The sequence below is a fragment of the Cerasicoccus frondis genome (assembly GCA_031296915.1).
Lineage (GTDB): Bacteria > Verrucomicrobiota > Verrucomicrobiia > Opitutales > Cerasicoccaceae > Cerasicoccus > Cerasicoccus frondis.
On the sequence record JAVDPC010000002.1, the window covers coordinates 253,985 to 269,612 of the forward strand.

Annotated in this window: 10 protein-coding genes; 5 read left to right on the forward strand and 5 right to left on the reverse strand. The window is 53.0% G+C overall.

All coding sequences use genetic code 11. The features are described from left to right. The first annotated feature begins 2 nt into the window (after positions 1 to 2). The 4 genes from RBB63_RS02515 to RBB63_RS02530 are packed head-to-tail and all read left to right on the forward strand — an operon-like array spanning position 3 to position 5,135. On the forward strand, positions 3 to 476 hold the full coding sequence (locus RBB63_RS02515) for a chemotaxis protein CheW (RefSeq protein ID WP_309380774.1): 474 nt from the start codon (positions 3 to 5) through the stop codon (positions 474 to 476). Next, positions 473 to 1,732 carry a CheR family methyltransferase gene (locus RBB63_RS02520; RefSeq protein WP_309380775.1) on the forward strand — a complete coding sequence of 420 codons (1,260 nt, stop codon included), beginning with the start codon at positions 473 to 475 and terminating at the stop codon, positions 1,730 to 1,732. The genes RBB63_RS02515 and RBB63_RS02520 overlap by 4 nt, the downstream gene beginning before the upstream one ends. Then, complete coding sequence (locus RBB63_RS02525) at positions 1,729 to 2,325, forward strand: chemotaxis protein CheW (protein ID WP_309380777.1); 597 nt, start codon at positions 1,729 to 1,731, stop codon at positions 2,323 to 2,325. Before RBB63_RS02520 ends, RBB63_RS02525 begins: the two co-directional genes overlap by 4 nt. Then, positions 2,322 to 5,135, forward strand: coding sequence for a hybrid sensor histidine kinase/response regulator (locus tag RBB63_RS02530; protein WP_309380779.1), 2,814 nt, complete (start codon positions 2,322 to 2,324; stop codon positions 5,133 to 5,135). The genes RBB63_RS02525 and RBB63_RS02530 overlap by 4 nt, the downstream gene beginning before the upstream one ends. Before the next feature lie 111 nt (positions 5,136 to 5,246). On the opposite strand, the gene RBB63_RS02535 is transcribed toward RBB63_RS02530, so the two are convergent. The 5 genes from RBB63_RS02535 to RBB63_RS02555 all read right to left on the reverse strand — a co-directional run bounded on the left by RBB63_RS02535 (position 5,247) and on the right by RBB63_RS02555 (position 11,542). Continuing rightward, entirely contained in the window at positions 5,247 to 5,996 is a 750-nt protein-coding gene (locus RBB63_RS02535) for a PEP-CTERM sorting domain-containing protein (RefSeq protein WP_309380781.1), read from the reverse strand. A 42-nt stretch (positions 5,997 to 6,038) separates the two neighbouring features. Continuing rightward, the gene (locus tag RBB63_RS02540; protein WP_309380783.1) at positions 6,039 to 6,713 is read right to left on the reverse strand and encodes a hypothetical protein; all 675 of its coding nucleotides are present in this window, start codon (positions 6,711 to 6,713) and stop codon (positions 6,039 to 6,041) included. A gap of 201 nt (positions 6,714 to 6,914) precedes the next feature. Further along, the gene (locus tag RBB63_RS02545; protein WP_309380785.1) at positions 6,915 to 7,616 is read right to left on the reverse strand and encodes a GDSL-type esterase/lipase family protein; all 702 of its coding nucleotides are present in this window, start codon (positions 7,614 to 7,616) and stop codon (positions 6,915 to 6,917) included. A 73-nt stretch (positions 7,617 to 7,689) separates the two neighbouring features. Next, positions 7,690 to 8,406 carry a prepilin-type N-terminal cleavage/methylation domain-containing protein gene (locus tag RBB63_RS02550; RefSeq protein ID WP_309380787.1) on the reverse strand — a complete coding sequence of 239 codons (717 nt, stop codon included), beginning with the start codon at positions 8,404 to 8,406 and terminating at the stop codon, positions 7,690 to 7,692. 193 nt (positions 8,407 to 8,599) lie between these two features. Further along, positions 8,600 to 11,542 (reverse strand): glycosyl hydrolase family 28 protein, encoded by a 2,943-nt coding sequence (locus RBB63_RS02555; RefSeq protein ID WP_309380789.1) that lies wholly within the window; start codon positions 11,540 to 11,542, stop codon positions 8,600 to 8,602. 421 nt (positions 11,543 to 11,963) lie between these two features. On the opposite strand from RBB63_RS02555, the gene RBB63_RS02560 reads away from it, so the two are divergent. After that, positions 11,964 to 15,626: a hypothetical protein gene (locus RBB63_RS02560; protein ID WP_309380791.1), complete on the forward strand. Its 3,663-nt coding sequence runs from the start codon at positions 11,964 to 11,966 to the stop codon at positions 15,624 to 15,626. Positions 15,627 to 15,628: the final 2 nt, after the last annotated feature.

Below are 15,628 nucleotides of genomic sequence, written 5' to 3' on the forward strand. Positions count from 1 at the left end.
CCATGCTCACCGTGCTCTTCCATTTGGGCGACCAGAGTTTTGCGATCGACGCCGAGCGCGTGGAAATCGTCATCCCCGCCCTGCCGCTCATGGCGGTGCCCGGCGCGCCGGATTATGTTTGTGGCCGTTTCGAATACCGCGGTCAAATAATCCCGGTCATCAACCTTGCCCAGCTCATCCTGAAGCAGCCGATCAACCGGGGGCTGAGTTCACGCTATTTGCTCATTTCTTATCCGAAGAAAAAGGGCGGTGTAGCCCTGCTCGGGCTCTGGGCGGAACGTGTCACGGAGACCCTTGAAGTGCCGGACAATTTCCTCGCTGACGGCGGCGTGAATCCGCCCGACGCCAAATATCTGGGGCGCATTTTCACCACCGCCAACGGCCAGATCGTCCAGTGCGTCGAGCCAGCCGACATCTTGTCCGCCGAAGTTCGGGACCTTCTCTTTAACGACAACTCCGCCTCACCCACGCCGTGAAATTGCCCAATCGCATAACGCAAAATCTGCGTGAACAATTTGGCCTCGACGAAAGCGTCTTCCGCGGGGGCAGCCTCAACAGCGTCGTGCGCAGGCGCATGGAGGTAACCGGCATTTTTGAGCTAGAGGAATATTTCTCACATCTCTTGCGCTCAGAAGAAGAATTCCTCGCCTTCGCTGACGAGCTCCTTGTCCCGGAGTCCTGGTTTTTCCGCGACGGCAAGCCATTCCTCCACTTGGCTGACTGGGCATGCAAAGTCTGGCGCCCCCAGCACCCCGGCGAGCAACTACGCATCCTCAGTGTGCCCTGCGCCACCGGCCAAGAGCCTTACTCAATCGCGATCTCACTGCTGCATGCAGGCTTTGCGCCGCAAAGCTTCCGGATCGAGGCGGGTGACTTAAGCCAACGTTTTTTGGAAGAAGCACAGCGAGGAGAGTTCCGCGCCATGGCCTTCCGCGGCGGTCTCGCCAATCAGTTTAACTCATTTTTCGAAGATGCCGACGAGGGGCGACGCCGAGTCAAAGCGCACGTGCGCGAACACGTCAGCTTCCGGCAACGCAATCTTCTGGCGCCAGACTTCCTAATGGGTGAGCGCCCTTTTCACGTTATCTTCTGCCGCAATGTGCTGATCTACTTTTGCGCACAATCACGCGCACGCGCCGTGGCTGGGCTCATGCGCGGGCTGGCGCCGGGCGGACTCATTTTCTCCGGCCACGCCGACGCGCTGGGCTCCATTACGCAAGACATGAAGCCCAGCGGACCTGCGGGCGCCTTCTGCTTCGAGCGACGCGAAATGACCGATGCCGACCGCCTCGACCCACAACTTCCGAAGCCCAGGCACACTCCGCCGATTCGCAATGCCTCCACTTTGCCCAAGAAAGCAGCTTTGCCTCGCAAAGTTGCCGAGCCCAAGACCGAGCCCGCCAAACCATCCACCGAAGCGCTTTGGAAGCAGGTGCGCGAGCTCGCCAACAGCGGACGCTTAACCGAGGCAGAAAAAATCGCCAGCTCGCTCATTGACGAAACCCCGCCAGAAGCGAACGCCTTTTGCACTCTGGGGGAAATTTACATCGGCATGCGTGACTACAAGAAGGCCGAGCCGCTGCTGCGGCGCGCGGTCTACCTCGACGCCAAGCATGCACAGTCCCTGCTTCACCTGGCGCTGCTCGCTGAACGCCGTGGGGACAACGCCGGGGCCGAGCGCCTCCGCAAACGCGCCCGCAACGCCGAGCAAAGCAAGGAGGTTAACGCATGAGCGACGAAGACGAACTCGAAATGGCCGCCCAAGACCGCGAGGCGATGCTTCGGCTGCTCGACCGCGAGCCCCCGGAAGGCTACTTGGCCGATTGGCAAAATCGCCTCCGCGAAAAAGAAGACGAGCACGAACGCGAAACCCAGGGCGTTTTGGTCTTCCGCCTCTTTGACGAATGGCTCGCACTGGAAGCCAGCATCGTGAAAGAGATCACGGCCGACGCGACCATCCACCGCATTCCCCAACGCACCAACGACGTTTTGCGCGGCCTGGTGAATGTCCGCGGCGAACTCCAGCTCTGCGTCTCGCTCCACGCCTTGCTCACCTTGGAAAACACCGGCGGGGAGAACATTCTGTCCCGCCGCGTGCACCCGCGCATGATCGTCATCCAGGGGCCGGAGGGGCCGTTTGTCTTCCGCGCCGACGAAGCTTATGGCGTTCACGCACTGGAGAAATGCAACCTGCAGGACTCCCCTGTCACGGTCAGCAAAGCGATGGCCACCTTTACCCGCGGCCTGTTTATCCTGCTTGAACAAAAAGTCGGCCTGCTCGACCACGAACTCATTTTCCACAGCCTGAAAACCAAATACCTGTGAGCGACGTCCCCAATAGCTTTCCGATGCTCGACCTCTACCAGCAAGAGGTCGAAACGCAAGGTGCTGCGCTCAACGAAGGGCTTGTCGCGTGGGAATCCGACCCCGCCTCTGCAGACATCGACGGCCTCATGCGCGCCGCCCACTCGCTCAAGGGCGCCGCTCGTATCGTCGGCCTCGACATGGTGGGCAAGGTCGCCCACAACCTAGAGGACCTCATGGTCGCTGCAGGCAAGGGTGAGGTGACCCTCGGTTCCGACCAGCTCGACTGGCTGTTCAATGCAGTCGACATCCTCGTCGAATCCGGCAAACAGGCCGAGGATAAGCTAGGCGCCTGGCTCAAAGACAATGCCGCCTGGGCTGACGAAGTTTGCAAAGGCCTCGCCAAAATTCAGGCTGATGGCGGTGTTGCTGAGGCCAGCAAAGCTGAGCCCGCCCCCGAGCCCGTTGCTGAGCCTGCGCAGCCCGCAGCCCCCCCAAAAGACGCGCCCAAGCCAGCGCAAACCATCAAGCCGCCCAAGCAAACGCCCGATCTTTCGATGATCGATCTCTACCGTATGGAGGCCGAGCAACAGATCGGCGCGCTGAAGGAAGGGCTCGACCATTTTGACCCCGCCACGGCTGACGCCGACGCGATGGAGCCACTGATGCGCGCCGCCCACTCCATGAAAGGCGCTGCCCGCATTGTCGGCCTCATGGCTGCCGTCGAAATGTCCAAACTGATCGAGGACGCGTTTAACGCCGCGATTAAAGGCGACATCCAACTGGCGCCTGAGCATGTCGAAAACTTTTCCCGCGCCGCCCATTACCTGGGCGAATTCTCCCTCGCTGGTGACGCCGACCTCGCCGAATGGCCGGAAAAGCATGCCGAAGATTACTCGGCTATTATGGACGACCTCCAGCGCACGCTGGCGGGTGAAACGCTGCTCTCGGCCACGCCTCCCGAACCAGCGCCCGCCCCCCCGGCGCCAGAACCTGTAGTAAAGGGACCAGCTTCGGCGCAACCGACGCCATCTAAACCCAACCGCCGCGAACGCGCCAAGCCCGACGCCGCCGCAACTCCCGAAAAAAAGAACGACAGCGTCGTCCGCGTGTCGGCTGACAGCCTGAACCGCCTGATGGGGCTTGCTGCGGAAACCGTCGTCGAAACCGGCCAACTTGAAACTTTCCGAGACACCCTGCTCCGACTGAAGGAAGCGCAGGGCGAGCTCAGCAGCCGCATCGACGCCAGCGAGCGCATTCTCGACCGCCTCGAACTCGCCCCCGAATCGCGCGTACACTTTGAGCAGATACGGCAGTCCGCCGAACGCTCACTGACTCTCGTCCGCGAACAGTTGGAACACTTCGACGCCTTTGCCCGGCGCAACACCTTGCTCTCTGACCGCCTCTACCGCGAAGTGCTCGCCAGCCGCATGCGCCCCTTTAACGATGGCGTGCAGGGCTTTCCCCGGATGGTGCGCGACGTTGCCCGCACGCTCGGCAAAACGGTGCGTTTTGAGATCGAAGGCAAGGAAACACCCGTCGACCGCGATATTCTGGAGCGTCTCGAAGCGCCGCTGAACCACATTCTCCGCAATGCTTGCGACCACGGCATGGAGATGCCTGATGAGCGGACCGCCGCAGGCAAAGATCCGGCAGGCTCATTAACCCTCAGCGCCCGCCACAGCGCCGGCATGCTCGTGGTTGAAGTCAAAGATGACGGGCGCGGGATCGACTGCGAAAAACTGCGCGGCAAGGTCGTGGAGAAGCAGTTTGCGACGCAGGAAATGGTCTCCCAAATGAGCGAAGAAGAGGTGCTGGAATTCCTGTTCCTGCCCGGTTTTTCGACCGCTGGCAAAGTTACCGAAATTTCGGGGCGCGGCGTTGGACTCGACGTCGTGCAAACGCTCATGCAGCAGATCGGCGGGCAGGCGCGCATCAAAACCGCAGTTGGCGTCGGCACGACTTTTCACCTTCAGGTGCCGATCACGCGGTCGGTAATCCGCGCACTGCTGGCGGAAATCGATGGCGAGCCCTATGCGTTCCCACTTAGCCGCATCGCACGCACGCTGCGCATGGACTACGGCCAACTGAAGATGGTCGAAAACCGCCAGTATTTTGAAATGGAAGGCCAGAATGTCGGCCTGGCGCCGGCGCGTTCCGCACTGGGTTTCACGGGCGCCATCAACACCACGACTCCCGATCTGGACATCGTCGTCGTCAATGATCGCAACCAGCTATACGGCATCGAAGTCGACAGGTTGATCGGCGAAGCAGACCTCGTGGTGCGCCCGCTGGATAAGCGCCTAGGCAAGGTGCCCGGCGTCAGCTCCGCCTCGCTCACCGAGAGCGGCGAACCCATCCTGATCCTCGACGTCGAAGACCTCATCGCCTCCATTGATAAGTTGCTCTCTGGCGGCGCTCGTCTGGAGTCCAAGCGAGGCGAAGTCTTTGCCGAAAAGACCAACTGCAAGCGCATTCTTGTGGTCGACGATTCGATCACGGTGCGCGAAACCGAACGCCAGCTCCTGGAAAACGCAGGCTACGCAGTGGAAGTCGCCGTGGACGGAGCCGACGGCTGGAACGCCGTCCGCCTGGGCGAGTTTGATCTCGTCGTGAGCGACATCGACATGCCGCGCATGAACGGCTACGAATTCGTTTCCAAGATCCGCAGCGATAACCGCCTGGAAAATTTACCCGTCATCGTCGTCTCTTATAAAGACCGCGAAGAAGACCGCATCAAGGGGCTCGAAGCCGGCGCCGATTACTACCTGACGAAGAGTTCTTTCCAAGACGACACGTTCATCCAAGCCGTCCGCGATTTAATCGATTAAAACAATCGTAATTACTGATTTAAAATTAAAGGCATACCACATATGTGGTATGCCTTTTTCCGCACCCATCTCCCCCAAGATGAAGCGCGAGAAGATCAAAAAATTAGTCTTTTAACGAATCTGCTTACGGCGACGACGCATCATGGTAAGCACCATAATGCCAGCACCAGCTATCATCGCATACGTAGACGGCTCCGGGATCATGGCTGCTTCATTAAACGTGGTGGCGACCACGAGATTGTCCATAATCATGGAATTGCCATTGGTGTCAGTGCCTCTTTTGGCAAAGAAAGTATCCAGGGCGCTGATGCCAGTATCACCCGTTATCGTACTAATGATGGTGCCAGTCGCTTCGGACCAGATTGTGGTCGTGTCATAATTACTGCCATTCGCCCCAGAAGCCGAAATGGTGATCACAATGCGCGTGGGATCGCCATAAGCCGTGTAGCTTGCATTGTAGCTGGAATCATCATCGAAGTTGCGAGCGCGAACGGTTGGCTCTGATGAATTGGAGAACGTAGCCCCGCCAGAATTAAAGTAATCTGCGTCATCGCTTGCGAGAATCCAAAAGAAGTTAGTCGCGCCTGGACGGAAATCAACATCGACACCAATATAAACAGTGCCAGTTTGCTCGGTGAATGCGTGCGAAATGGAGGCATCCAAAACATTATTTGGAGACTGAACACCGTTTCCGCCGTCATAGGAGACAATCGTGTAGGAGTCTGCCGTCCAGCCGCCTTGGCCATTGATGGATGTGCCTTGAGTGTATGACTCAAAATCGTCTTGGAAAATAATCGTCGCGTTCGCAGTGGAAAGCAGGGCAGTAGCTGCTGATAGGATAAGTATGTTCTTCGTTTTCATAGTGTCTATTTTTAGGGTATAGGTGATAGGAGGTGTAAACTGCTAGCGAGTAGGCTTAGCCGCCTCGTCAAAAGTCGTTGCAACAACCAAGTTATCCATGATCATTGCGGAGTGCCCCACAGAGCTTCTCCGACCATAGAATAAATTGAGCTCATTGGCTTGGATCTTCCCATAAATGTATTCGCTGGGCGCGTCCCGATCGCTCTGAGGATCAAACCAAGTTTTACAGATAAAATCATGACCCGATTTCGTAACCTCCATCACCATACGGGCAGGATTGCGATAAAGAGACTTAGAGCTCGTCTTGGTTTGTTCTGCTGACTCCCGGACCCGAAGAGCCACGGCTGGCTGATAGTCGATAGCGCCGAATACCGCTCCGATTGCGTTGTCATCGTCAAATCCATTGGTAGCCGCGACCCAGAAGAAGTTCGCTGAGCTCACAGAGAAATCCACGTCCAAGCCAATGTATACCGTTTTATGGCCCCCCTCAAACGCATGCGATATGGCTGCATCAGGAACATCTCTTCCTGAATGTAGCGCTTGTCCGTCGGCCACGCTAACAATTGTATACGAGTCACTCCCAGTCCAACCACGCTGTCCTTCGATCGCTTTACCGACGCGGTATGACTCGAAGTCATCTTTAAATAGAACTTCAGCTCGGGCGGTTGTTAAAACCGCAACTAACGCTACAATAAAAAGCAATGCTGTCTTGGTCATGGGGGCAAGGAATGAGGTTATTTGAAGAAAATTGGCCATTTGGCCATTCGCGGTGGGTAAATTCAAATTTTGGTATTAGCCTACTGCATTTAACGACACTTACCTTACCTTATTTAATCAAAGTCGCAAAACTATAGGCTTGTGGTTTCTGTATATACTTTTGTCTAAAACGATACCATAATTGTTCAGCATCAACCGATTTCATCTTTCCGGCGACTGAGCCAGCATTTCAAAAATAATCGGGTTCATCGCATTCGCCCAAATCTCATACCCCGGTGCGAGAGGATGAAGCGCATCAGGCGACATTTCTTTCGTGTAATATCCATTTTCGTCCAGCAATTGGTCGCCGATATCTAAATACTCCACGCGAGGGTTTTCTGCCATTTTGGCGATAATTTGGTTAACCTTGAGGATTTTTGCCCGCTCCGGAGCATCCGGCTTATAACCACGCGGGAACAAGCCCATCAACACGACTTGGCATGATGGGCATTCGCTAAGAACTTCGTTAACGATGGCCTCGACGCCTTCTGCAATTTGCTCAGCGCTGTCTCGGTGTATATTGTTAATCCCCGCGAGCACGACAGCAACTTTAGGGTTCACTTCAGCCAAACTGCCATTCTGCAGGCGCCACAGGATGTTCTCGGTCTTGTCACCGCTGATTCCCATATTGAAGACGCCCATTTTGGCGTAATGTTTGTCCCAAACGGATTTTCCGCGGCTTCCGCTAGCCCAATTATACGTGATGGAGTCGCCAATGAATACGATTTCGGAGCCAGACTGTTTAAGCCGCTTCTCGATCGAATTATGCTGATCCAGCCAAGTATTGCGCATCTCCGGATTTGCCGCTGGGTTTGCAGTGGCATCTGCATATGCGATTGCGCTGACCGATAGCGCCAAAGCCAAGATAGACTGAGTCAATTTGAGTTTCATAAAATATTAAAAAGGAGAGTGACCAGGCCACACATACACTTTGAAGCTAGAGGTGTCGGTGCCCAAACATGTCGTTTTTGTTATCCGCAAGATCATCGTAATCGATGGCTTCGACATGACCGTCCACAAAACACATATTAGCTTTTCCACCGTGAAGCGGATTTGCTTCAGTTGATCTACCCCAATTACTACACTCAGGGCATACCATGCTAATCCACGAGGCCTGACGCGAGCGGGACCAAACATCGCCAATCAATACGATTTCTGCTGGTCGTGTTACTTGACTCAAGTAAACCGGATCGCCCATTGGGAGAACGACATGGCTACGATTTGTTCCGTAACCGGCGCCCCAGGATAATTCATCATCATCCAAGGACGGACATTGCCACACGCCGCCGCGCATATTGCCGTGTCGCTCAATTGCCCATCGCTCGGGTGGCGCATAACTTGCAAGCTTGTTCGGGTAATACCACTCGTTTCCAGCATCCTTTTCTTCATCCGTCGAATGCTCCGTTGGCAAGGCCCCAGTGTGGTCGCTCGTATACAATAGAAATGCCGATCCGAGCTGTCTTAAATTGCCAGCACACTCAGAAGCCTGAGCTGACTCACGCACATGCCCAACGACCGGTATCAATATCGCCGATAAAGTCGCAACTATAGCAATAACTGCGAGCAGTTCGACCAGAGTAAAACCCGACTGGCGGGAAGGCGACGCAACTGCTTGGTTTGTAGAAAACGGTAAAAGCATAGGAGGGGTATCCATGCATTGTATATTAGTTTCAGTCATTAACTGCGCACAACGGAGAAGAACCTCATTTTCCGCCTCAAAACTTGCATTATATGGTATGCCTTTTTGAACAGTTCTCGAACGAAGAACCCGAACTTACCAAACAAAATGGCCCCACTAGTCTAGTTAACGACCAGTGGAGCCATCACCTAAGCTAAATCATTCCATCCTAATGAATCCTCACATTTGAAAAATAGCCATTCGCTGCGCCATTAGCGTCATCGTCATTCAAAAACGTAAGGTAGCGAATAAAGCCTGTATAATGTTGCCCGATCGGAATCACATAGTGCTGATACCCACCCATACTATACGTTTCATAATTTCGAATCGCCCAATTCTGGACACCGAAAAGCTCAAAGGCCTGATTGGGAGCATGGCTGTTGTCGTCATCAAAGCCTATGCCCTGAATTTCTCCTTCTGAAGTGCTCATGTAATCGAATTCCAACACCGTATCACTCGTCACGGTGTAGTTGAGGCTAATCTTTTTCCAGGCGTTGCCGCTCAGGTGCAGCGTTGCCCCAGCGTCTTGGATTGAGTGCGAACCAAAATCCTGACCATTGCCATAGGCCGTCACATTGAATTCGTTGAAATTGACCCGGACGTCGCCTGCGCGCTCCAATACCCAATGGCTACTCGCATCACTGGCGTCAATGACATCACACTCCGCGTAACCGTACTCACCGCTTACATGCATTCTGGAGGTAGATGCCCAGCGATTTCTAATCCGAGTATAAAAGCCATCGTAGTCTTCAAAGTCCCAATGGGAAGTCCACGCCCCACTCTGAATAGACGTGCTTTCTACGTAATCCAGAGGCGTTCCCCGGTAGCGACTTTCCAAGTTCCAAGTGCGACTACTCACCCGGTTCACTACGCGAAAAAAACCATCGTGATCCACGAGCTTCCAGTGCGAAGATAAATCGTCAGCACTGGCATTTCCATACCGAGTAATTTCGATATCATTGTAGTAATCCAGAAACAGATATTCACCCAATGATCGATTCCATATACGATAGTATTCCCCTGCGGGCGGAAGCCCATCGTACGGCGAAAATTGAAAATTCGGGGTATTGGGCCCGACTTCAATCCTGGAGGACGAGCCAGTGACGACTGAGCCATTAATGCTAATATCCTCAAACGAAACATTAGCAGCCTCATACGCATCACTCCAACCCGATGTGAGCATATACAACCCACCATGTTCGCCGAAACACGTAATGTTCTTAAATGCGACGTCATTGACATGCCCCGGCTGACGCACCGTCATCCAGTGATTAATCGTTGGTCGCACTAGAATGAGCGGGCTTTCGCTCGCAGCATTCGCAACGACTCGAATATCCTCAAACCGCACATTGGGACCAACAGTTCCGTTCTCACCAGGTTCAATCAAGAACGCCGGATTCATATCGTCATAGTGAATGATGTCGCAGTCCGTCACTGAAACATCACGGATATTATTGACGCGAGTCTCATGCCCCAAGAGGAAAATCCGGGCACGATCTCCCCAGAAAATACAATCGCTGATCGCAATATTATCTAGATTCGCCCGAAGATCACTCATTCCTTTGAACGCAATGCAGTCATCGTCAGTGCGAATGAAACAATTTTCGATCGTCTGATTCACCGTACCATTGATCATATCAATGCCATCATCATTGGCCATATGGCCATTGCAGATCTTCAGATTGGAGATCTGCAGCCCATCACTATTCCAAGTAACAACTGTCCATCCCCAGGAAAAGCGCACAGTGACGCCTTCAACCATACAATCCAAGGCTCCATTTATATGCACTGGATAAGTCGTTGGGCCGCCCCATTTCGGATAGCAGGAACCGTCCAGAATTCCCCGCCCGCGTATACTGGCATTTTCGCAGCCAAACATCGTAACGCCAGCCTGCACAAAAGCGCCCCCTGCCAAGTAGAGTGTCTGGTTATCGCTTAAATCAATTCGACCAACTTCAGCATACATTCCCGGGCCAAAGTAGAGCACGTCAGGATCGTTGGGATGTGGCGGCGCCAAGTCAGGTGGATTAGCAAATACATGCAATGCATGATTACTATCTTCTCCATCTGGAAGCACCGTAACCTGAGCTGGATCACTGACGGTGAAACTGATAGTGTTGCCACTCACAACTGGGCTGATGCCTAAAGATGCCGGCAAGATAACGGGATTAGAAACGCCTGCGCTTGAAGTCACGGACACAACCACTGAATCCGAAAAATCAAACTGACAAAAACTATAGTCATACCCGTTATTCTCAGCGCCAGCGTATACATCCAGCAAAACGCCATCGACACTTACAGCATAGTCAGTCGACAGAGGAGCCCCGAGCGGGGCGGGATATGCTATCAGATCCTTGACCGTCAGCACCTCAGTCCAACCAGTTGCCGCATATCGATTTGCCCAACTATCAGGAGTTAAATAGGACAGCCACGAGTACTGCTGCCCCACGGGCGCAGTCTCTGGGACAATGAAATCAAGGTCCAAACTACCCAAGCCAGCATTAACAACTGTATCCACGACATCCAGATAGACGCCATCAGATACCCGCCGCACAATCGTCCTGAGAATTGTTCCATCAACCGGCGCATCATAAGTCACCGTCATACCAACAGTTTGCCCGGCGAAGGCATCTTCAGGCCCATGGATAGCCACATCCACCACAGACAACTCTTCGGTCCAACCCGTAGATACATATCGGTTACTCCAGCTATCTGGAGTCAAGTAGGCGAGCCAATCATATGCCTCTCCATTAGCCGCAGCATTCGGCACGGTCCATTCCACCATCGACGTACCGCCCCCTGCAATAACAGCAGTGTCCGTGACTTTCATATAGGCGCCGTCTGAAACCCTTCGAACGATGGTTCTCAAAATGGTATTATCCACTGGCGAATCATAATGAACAGTAGCAAGGACGGACTGCCCCGCACATGCGTTTTCAGGACCAGAAATGCGGACTTCCGCAGCGATACAACTCGAAGCTACACATAGCAACAGGAGCGAGTAAGATACGACAACAAGTCGTTTCAACATTGTATTCATTGATACTAATACTGGGGTTAGGGTAATCTTACAGTTAGAACGAGTAACTAACTGCGAAATAGTTAATCTCATCCACAATCGCCCGATTAAACATGGACAACACAGATCCTTCCAACAGTGCACGGGAGCGCCAAATGGCAGAGGAAATTCCGATCTGAACACTTAAGACATCCAAGACCTTCACAGCCAATAAGACACATCCACAGTGAGACTTTCAGAGAAATGCAGGGTAATACAAATTTTCGGCGGGCAACGAGACTGCCTACGTTCCCTCCCAAGACAATGCGATACGAGCATGAACAATGGGTAAATATGGATAAACTTTTGCCCAATTTGGTAGCTCCACCGACAATACCAGATAATGCAAAACATTCACCAGAGGCTGTCGCTAACCGCGCTTTTCGAATCGTCTTTTTAGCTGATAATAGTATACCTTAATTCCCCCTCTATTTACTCCGAGACATAAAACATCTCGTCGCACCCAGATTAAAACATGCATCATCCCCAAAGCCCCAAGCATCAACGCACTGAGCATAACGGGTTTGCTCTGGTTATCGCGATCTCGTTGATGGCCTTTATCCTGTTGCTCTTGATCAGCCTATCCTCCCTGTTGCAGGTAGAGATCAAAGTCAGCGCCACCTCAGCCCAGTTTCAAGCCGCACGACAAAACGCACTGTTTGGCTTGTCTGTAGCCATGGGCGAACTTCAAAAAACACTCGGCCCTGATCGCCGTATTTCGACAACCGCATCCATACTAGAAGGAACCGAAAACGAGCTCAGTTTGGGAGCCAATATCGCCAACCCTTATCTGGTCGGCGTTTGGGAAACGGCACAATGGAACCCGGGCGACGCCATTGATTACTCCACTCAAAAGCAGAATAATTTCGTTCAATGGCTAGTCTCCTACCCAAGCGAACATGCCGACGATCTCGAGCAAATCAGCTTTGCGGCAAACACAATTGCCGGTGATAAAATCGCCCTGGTTGGAGAGGGCTCTCTCGGCCAAACGGCGGCCAGCGTCCCCACAAACATCATTCAGGCGCCGATAGTCTCCATCGGCGACACAGACAACGACCAGTATGCATGGGCAATTATGGATGAAGGCGTGAAGGCTACCGTAAGTTTGCCTTCTGAAATTAATTCATCGAACTGGGGATCCGAAGAAGCGCAATCGCTGGCGCTCTATGGCTCCCCCTCGGCAAGCGGCATCCCCAGTTTGTCTACGCTAAGCGAATTCACTTCAACGTTCTCAGCAAATAAGCAGATCAATATATTAAGCCATGACAGCGGAACTCTGGCCTTTGAAACAGCAGGCGGTAATCCAGAAAACTATCAGGCCCTCTTTCACGATCTGACGCCTCTATCCGCAGGCGTCATTAGCGATCCGGTGCATGGAGGACTCAAGAAGGATCTTTCACTTCTCTCCGAGTACGACGACCTTTCTAACTCCGACTTTAGCCCACGCTATCTTTACAGCTCTGGCAGCAACGCCAGCTATGAATCTGAGCCAACCTGGACGCAAATTCTGAGCTACCTTTCCAGCTACCGCTCAACCAATCTAACACTAGCTGGCGATGACATTCCACGATTGGTGAGCTCAACCTCGGATTGGCCCTTGGACAGCAATGACATGCTGGCGCCACGCACCAACCATTCGCCAACGCCAGCAATCGCACGTATTCAAATGGTGTTCTCTCTCGTGGCGTTACGGATACCCGGCAACCGTGCAGATGACAGCAAAAAGATCTCCAATGAAACCTACGTGAACAGCCAGATGCTCTACCTGATCGCATCGCCGGTCGTGACCATTTATAATCCCTACAACGTGCCCCTTAAAACCGAAAGCCTGTATTTATCACTCAGCGGCGTCCCAGTTGGCTTTCTGTTCAAACGCGCAGACCATAGTAATTACAGCAATCTCGTCCCGCTCACGAATCGTCCAGTTCCCTTCGATGCACTGCTCACATCTCCCAACAACGAGCCACGCATAAAAACAGAAGGCGTCGAATATATCATTTCTCTCTCGGCCAGTGACGACTCCAACGATGACTTCACCCTCGCCCCCGGTGAATCTGTAGTCATTTCTCCCTTTGCCGATGACTCAAGCACCGCATTAGCCAATCTATCGAATTGGCTGGCGAATAAACAGAGTGACACCAACGTGATGAAGGGACAACCCGGCTACATCGAAGGCGCAGGCTTAGTCTATGATTACTTGAATCCATCACGTAACAATCCACGCGCCAATTACGACTACACAAACGAAACCGGCACCTTGACGCTCATTGACGGTGAAACCACCATGGAGAATGCGCTATCAAATTTAGGTTCAATGAGCTACGACGCCATCTTGATCAAGGACAACGACGAAATGGCGGTAGAGATCGATTTCGTCACACCGCACTACCCGGAATCAGGCGCAGAAAAGCCGTTCAAGATCGAACTGTTTGACAAGCATCCGTTCGCCGACTCCAACGCAAGCGCCAATCGATTGGGCAGCTACAGCTTTGTCTATGACAGCATCAATGACCTGAAAACAGCCGCCGAAAACTTCACCAGCGACAGCTTCCCCATTACAAAATATTTAATCCCCGGGAGTAACCTCATTCTCCACAGCGGAACCCTACACGACTATTCGGTAGATCAACTTGCCTCGACTCCTCTTGTCGTCTTGGATGTCTTCGCCCAGACGACCTTATCCAACACGAATCCCTCCCTTCCCTGGTCATTTAGCAACCCAACCACACTCGCAGGCGTCAACCAACTGGACGAAGCGTCAACCTTCAATCAGTCCTATCAAGTCACATTGCGGGAAGCGAGCATCCCGTCCGTTGAAATTGATTCCGAAAACCACGGGTTTTCCTTTACCGGAATCTCTAGTCTTGAAGGGACCAAATTTGCGACACACTTTGAGCAGCCATTACAGCCACTCCAGTCACTAGCCAGCCTACAACACGCGAACCTCGCATCCAGCGGATACCTACCCAAAGTTGACTACGTAGTCGGCAATTCTTTTGCGAACCCACTAGTTTCCTTGGGAAGCGTTGCAGAGCATTCAACGGCGCTCGGCTATGACTTGCTGGACCATGCTTATCTCGCGAATTATTTTCTCTGGGACTCCTATTACCTCTCAACCATTGCAACCTATCAGAGCGTTTTCAATGCAAGTGGGCCGACACTGTCCGAAGCTGTGGATAATTATTTGTCGGGTGAGGCTCTGTTAAATCCCAACCTTCAGCTCAACCTCCAAGATTATGATGAAGACGCCATACGCGAAAGCATACTTTTAGGCAGTAACACACTCCAGCCGGACGCCTATCGTAAAGTTGCAGCTTTCCAATTTCAAAACGGAGCCTTCAACATCAACTCGACCTCATCCAAAGCCTGGAAGGCAATTTTAACCTCAGCCTCCCAGCAGGCCATTGATGCACCACCACTGATCACTGAAGTCAGCAATGATGACTATGACCTGACTCTGAATGCAGCCAATGGCAATACCTTCTCTCGCTTTCGCGCCACCAACCATGACTCACCGTTCGATGTAGATGCCTCCAACAACAGCGCCACCATTACCAGATCTTCCCCAGCCGCTCATGCCGCATGGCAAGGCTACCGCGATTTAACCGATGCCCAAATTGACGCATTAGCCGACAACATCGTCAACGAAGTCAAACGACGCGGCCCCTTTCTTTCTTTGTCAGAATTCATCAACCGTCGACTGGGCTCTAACACAAGCGATGAACGCAACATGATGGGGGCAATTGACGCCGCCATTGCCCAAACTGATATCAATGATCGCATAAGCCAAGACATGGGCATCGATGTGAACATCGCCTCCCTCGGCCTCCCCAATGCAGCCTATGAAACCGCAAATACGGCGACAGGCATTCCAGGCTTCCTAACACAAGTCGACATTCTGCAACAGATAGGCCCCAGGCTTGCCGCTCGATCCGACACCTTCCGCATTCGTGCGTATGGCCAAACAACCAATCCCATTACAGATGAAACTTTTCATGCCTACTGCGAAGCGGTTGTTCAACGCACGCCGGAATACATTGATTCATCACTCGAACCGTGGGACATCCCTGCTTCCGAGGAGATGGGACGGCGTTTTGAAATCATTAGCCTGCGTTGGCTGACGGACGATGAAATCTGATC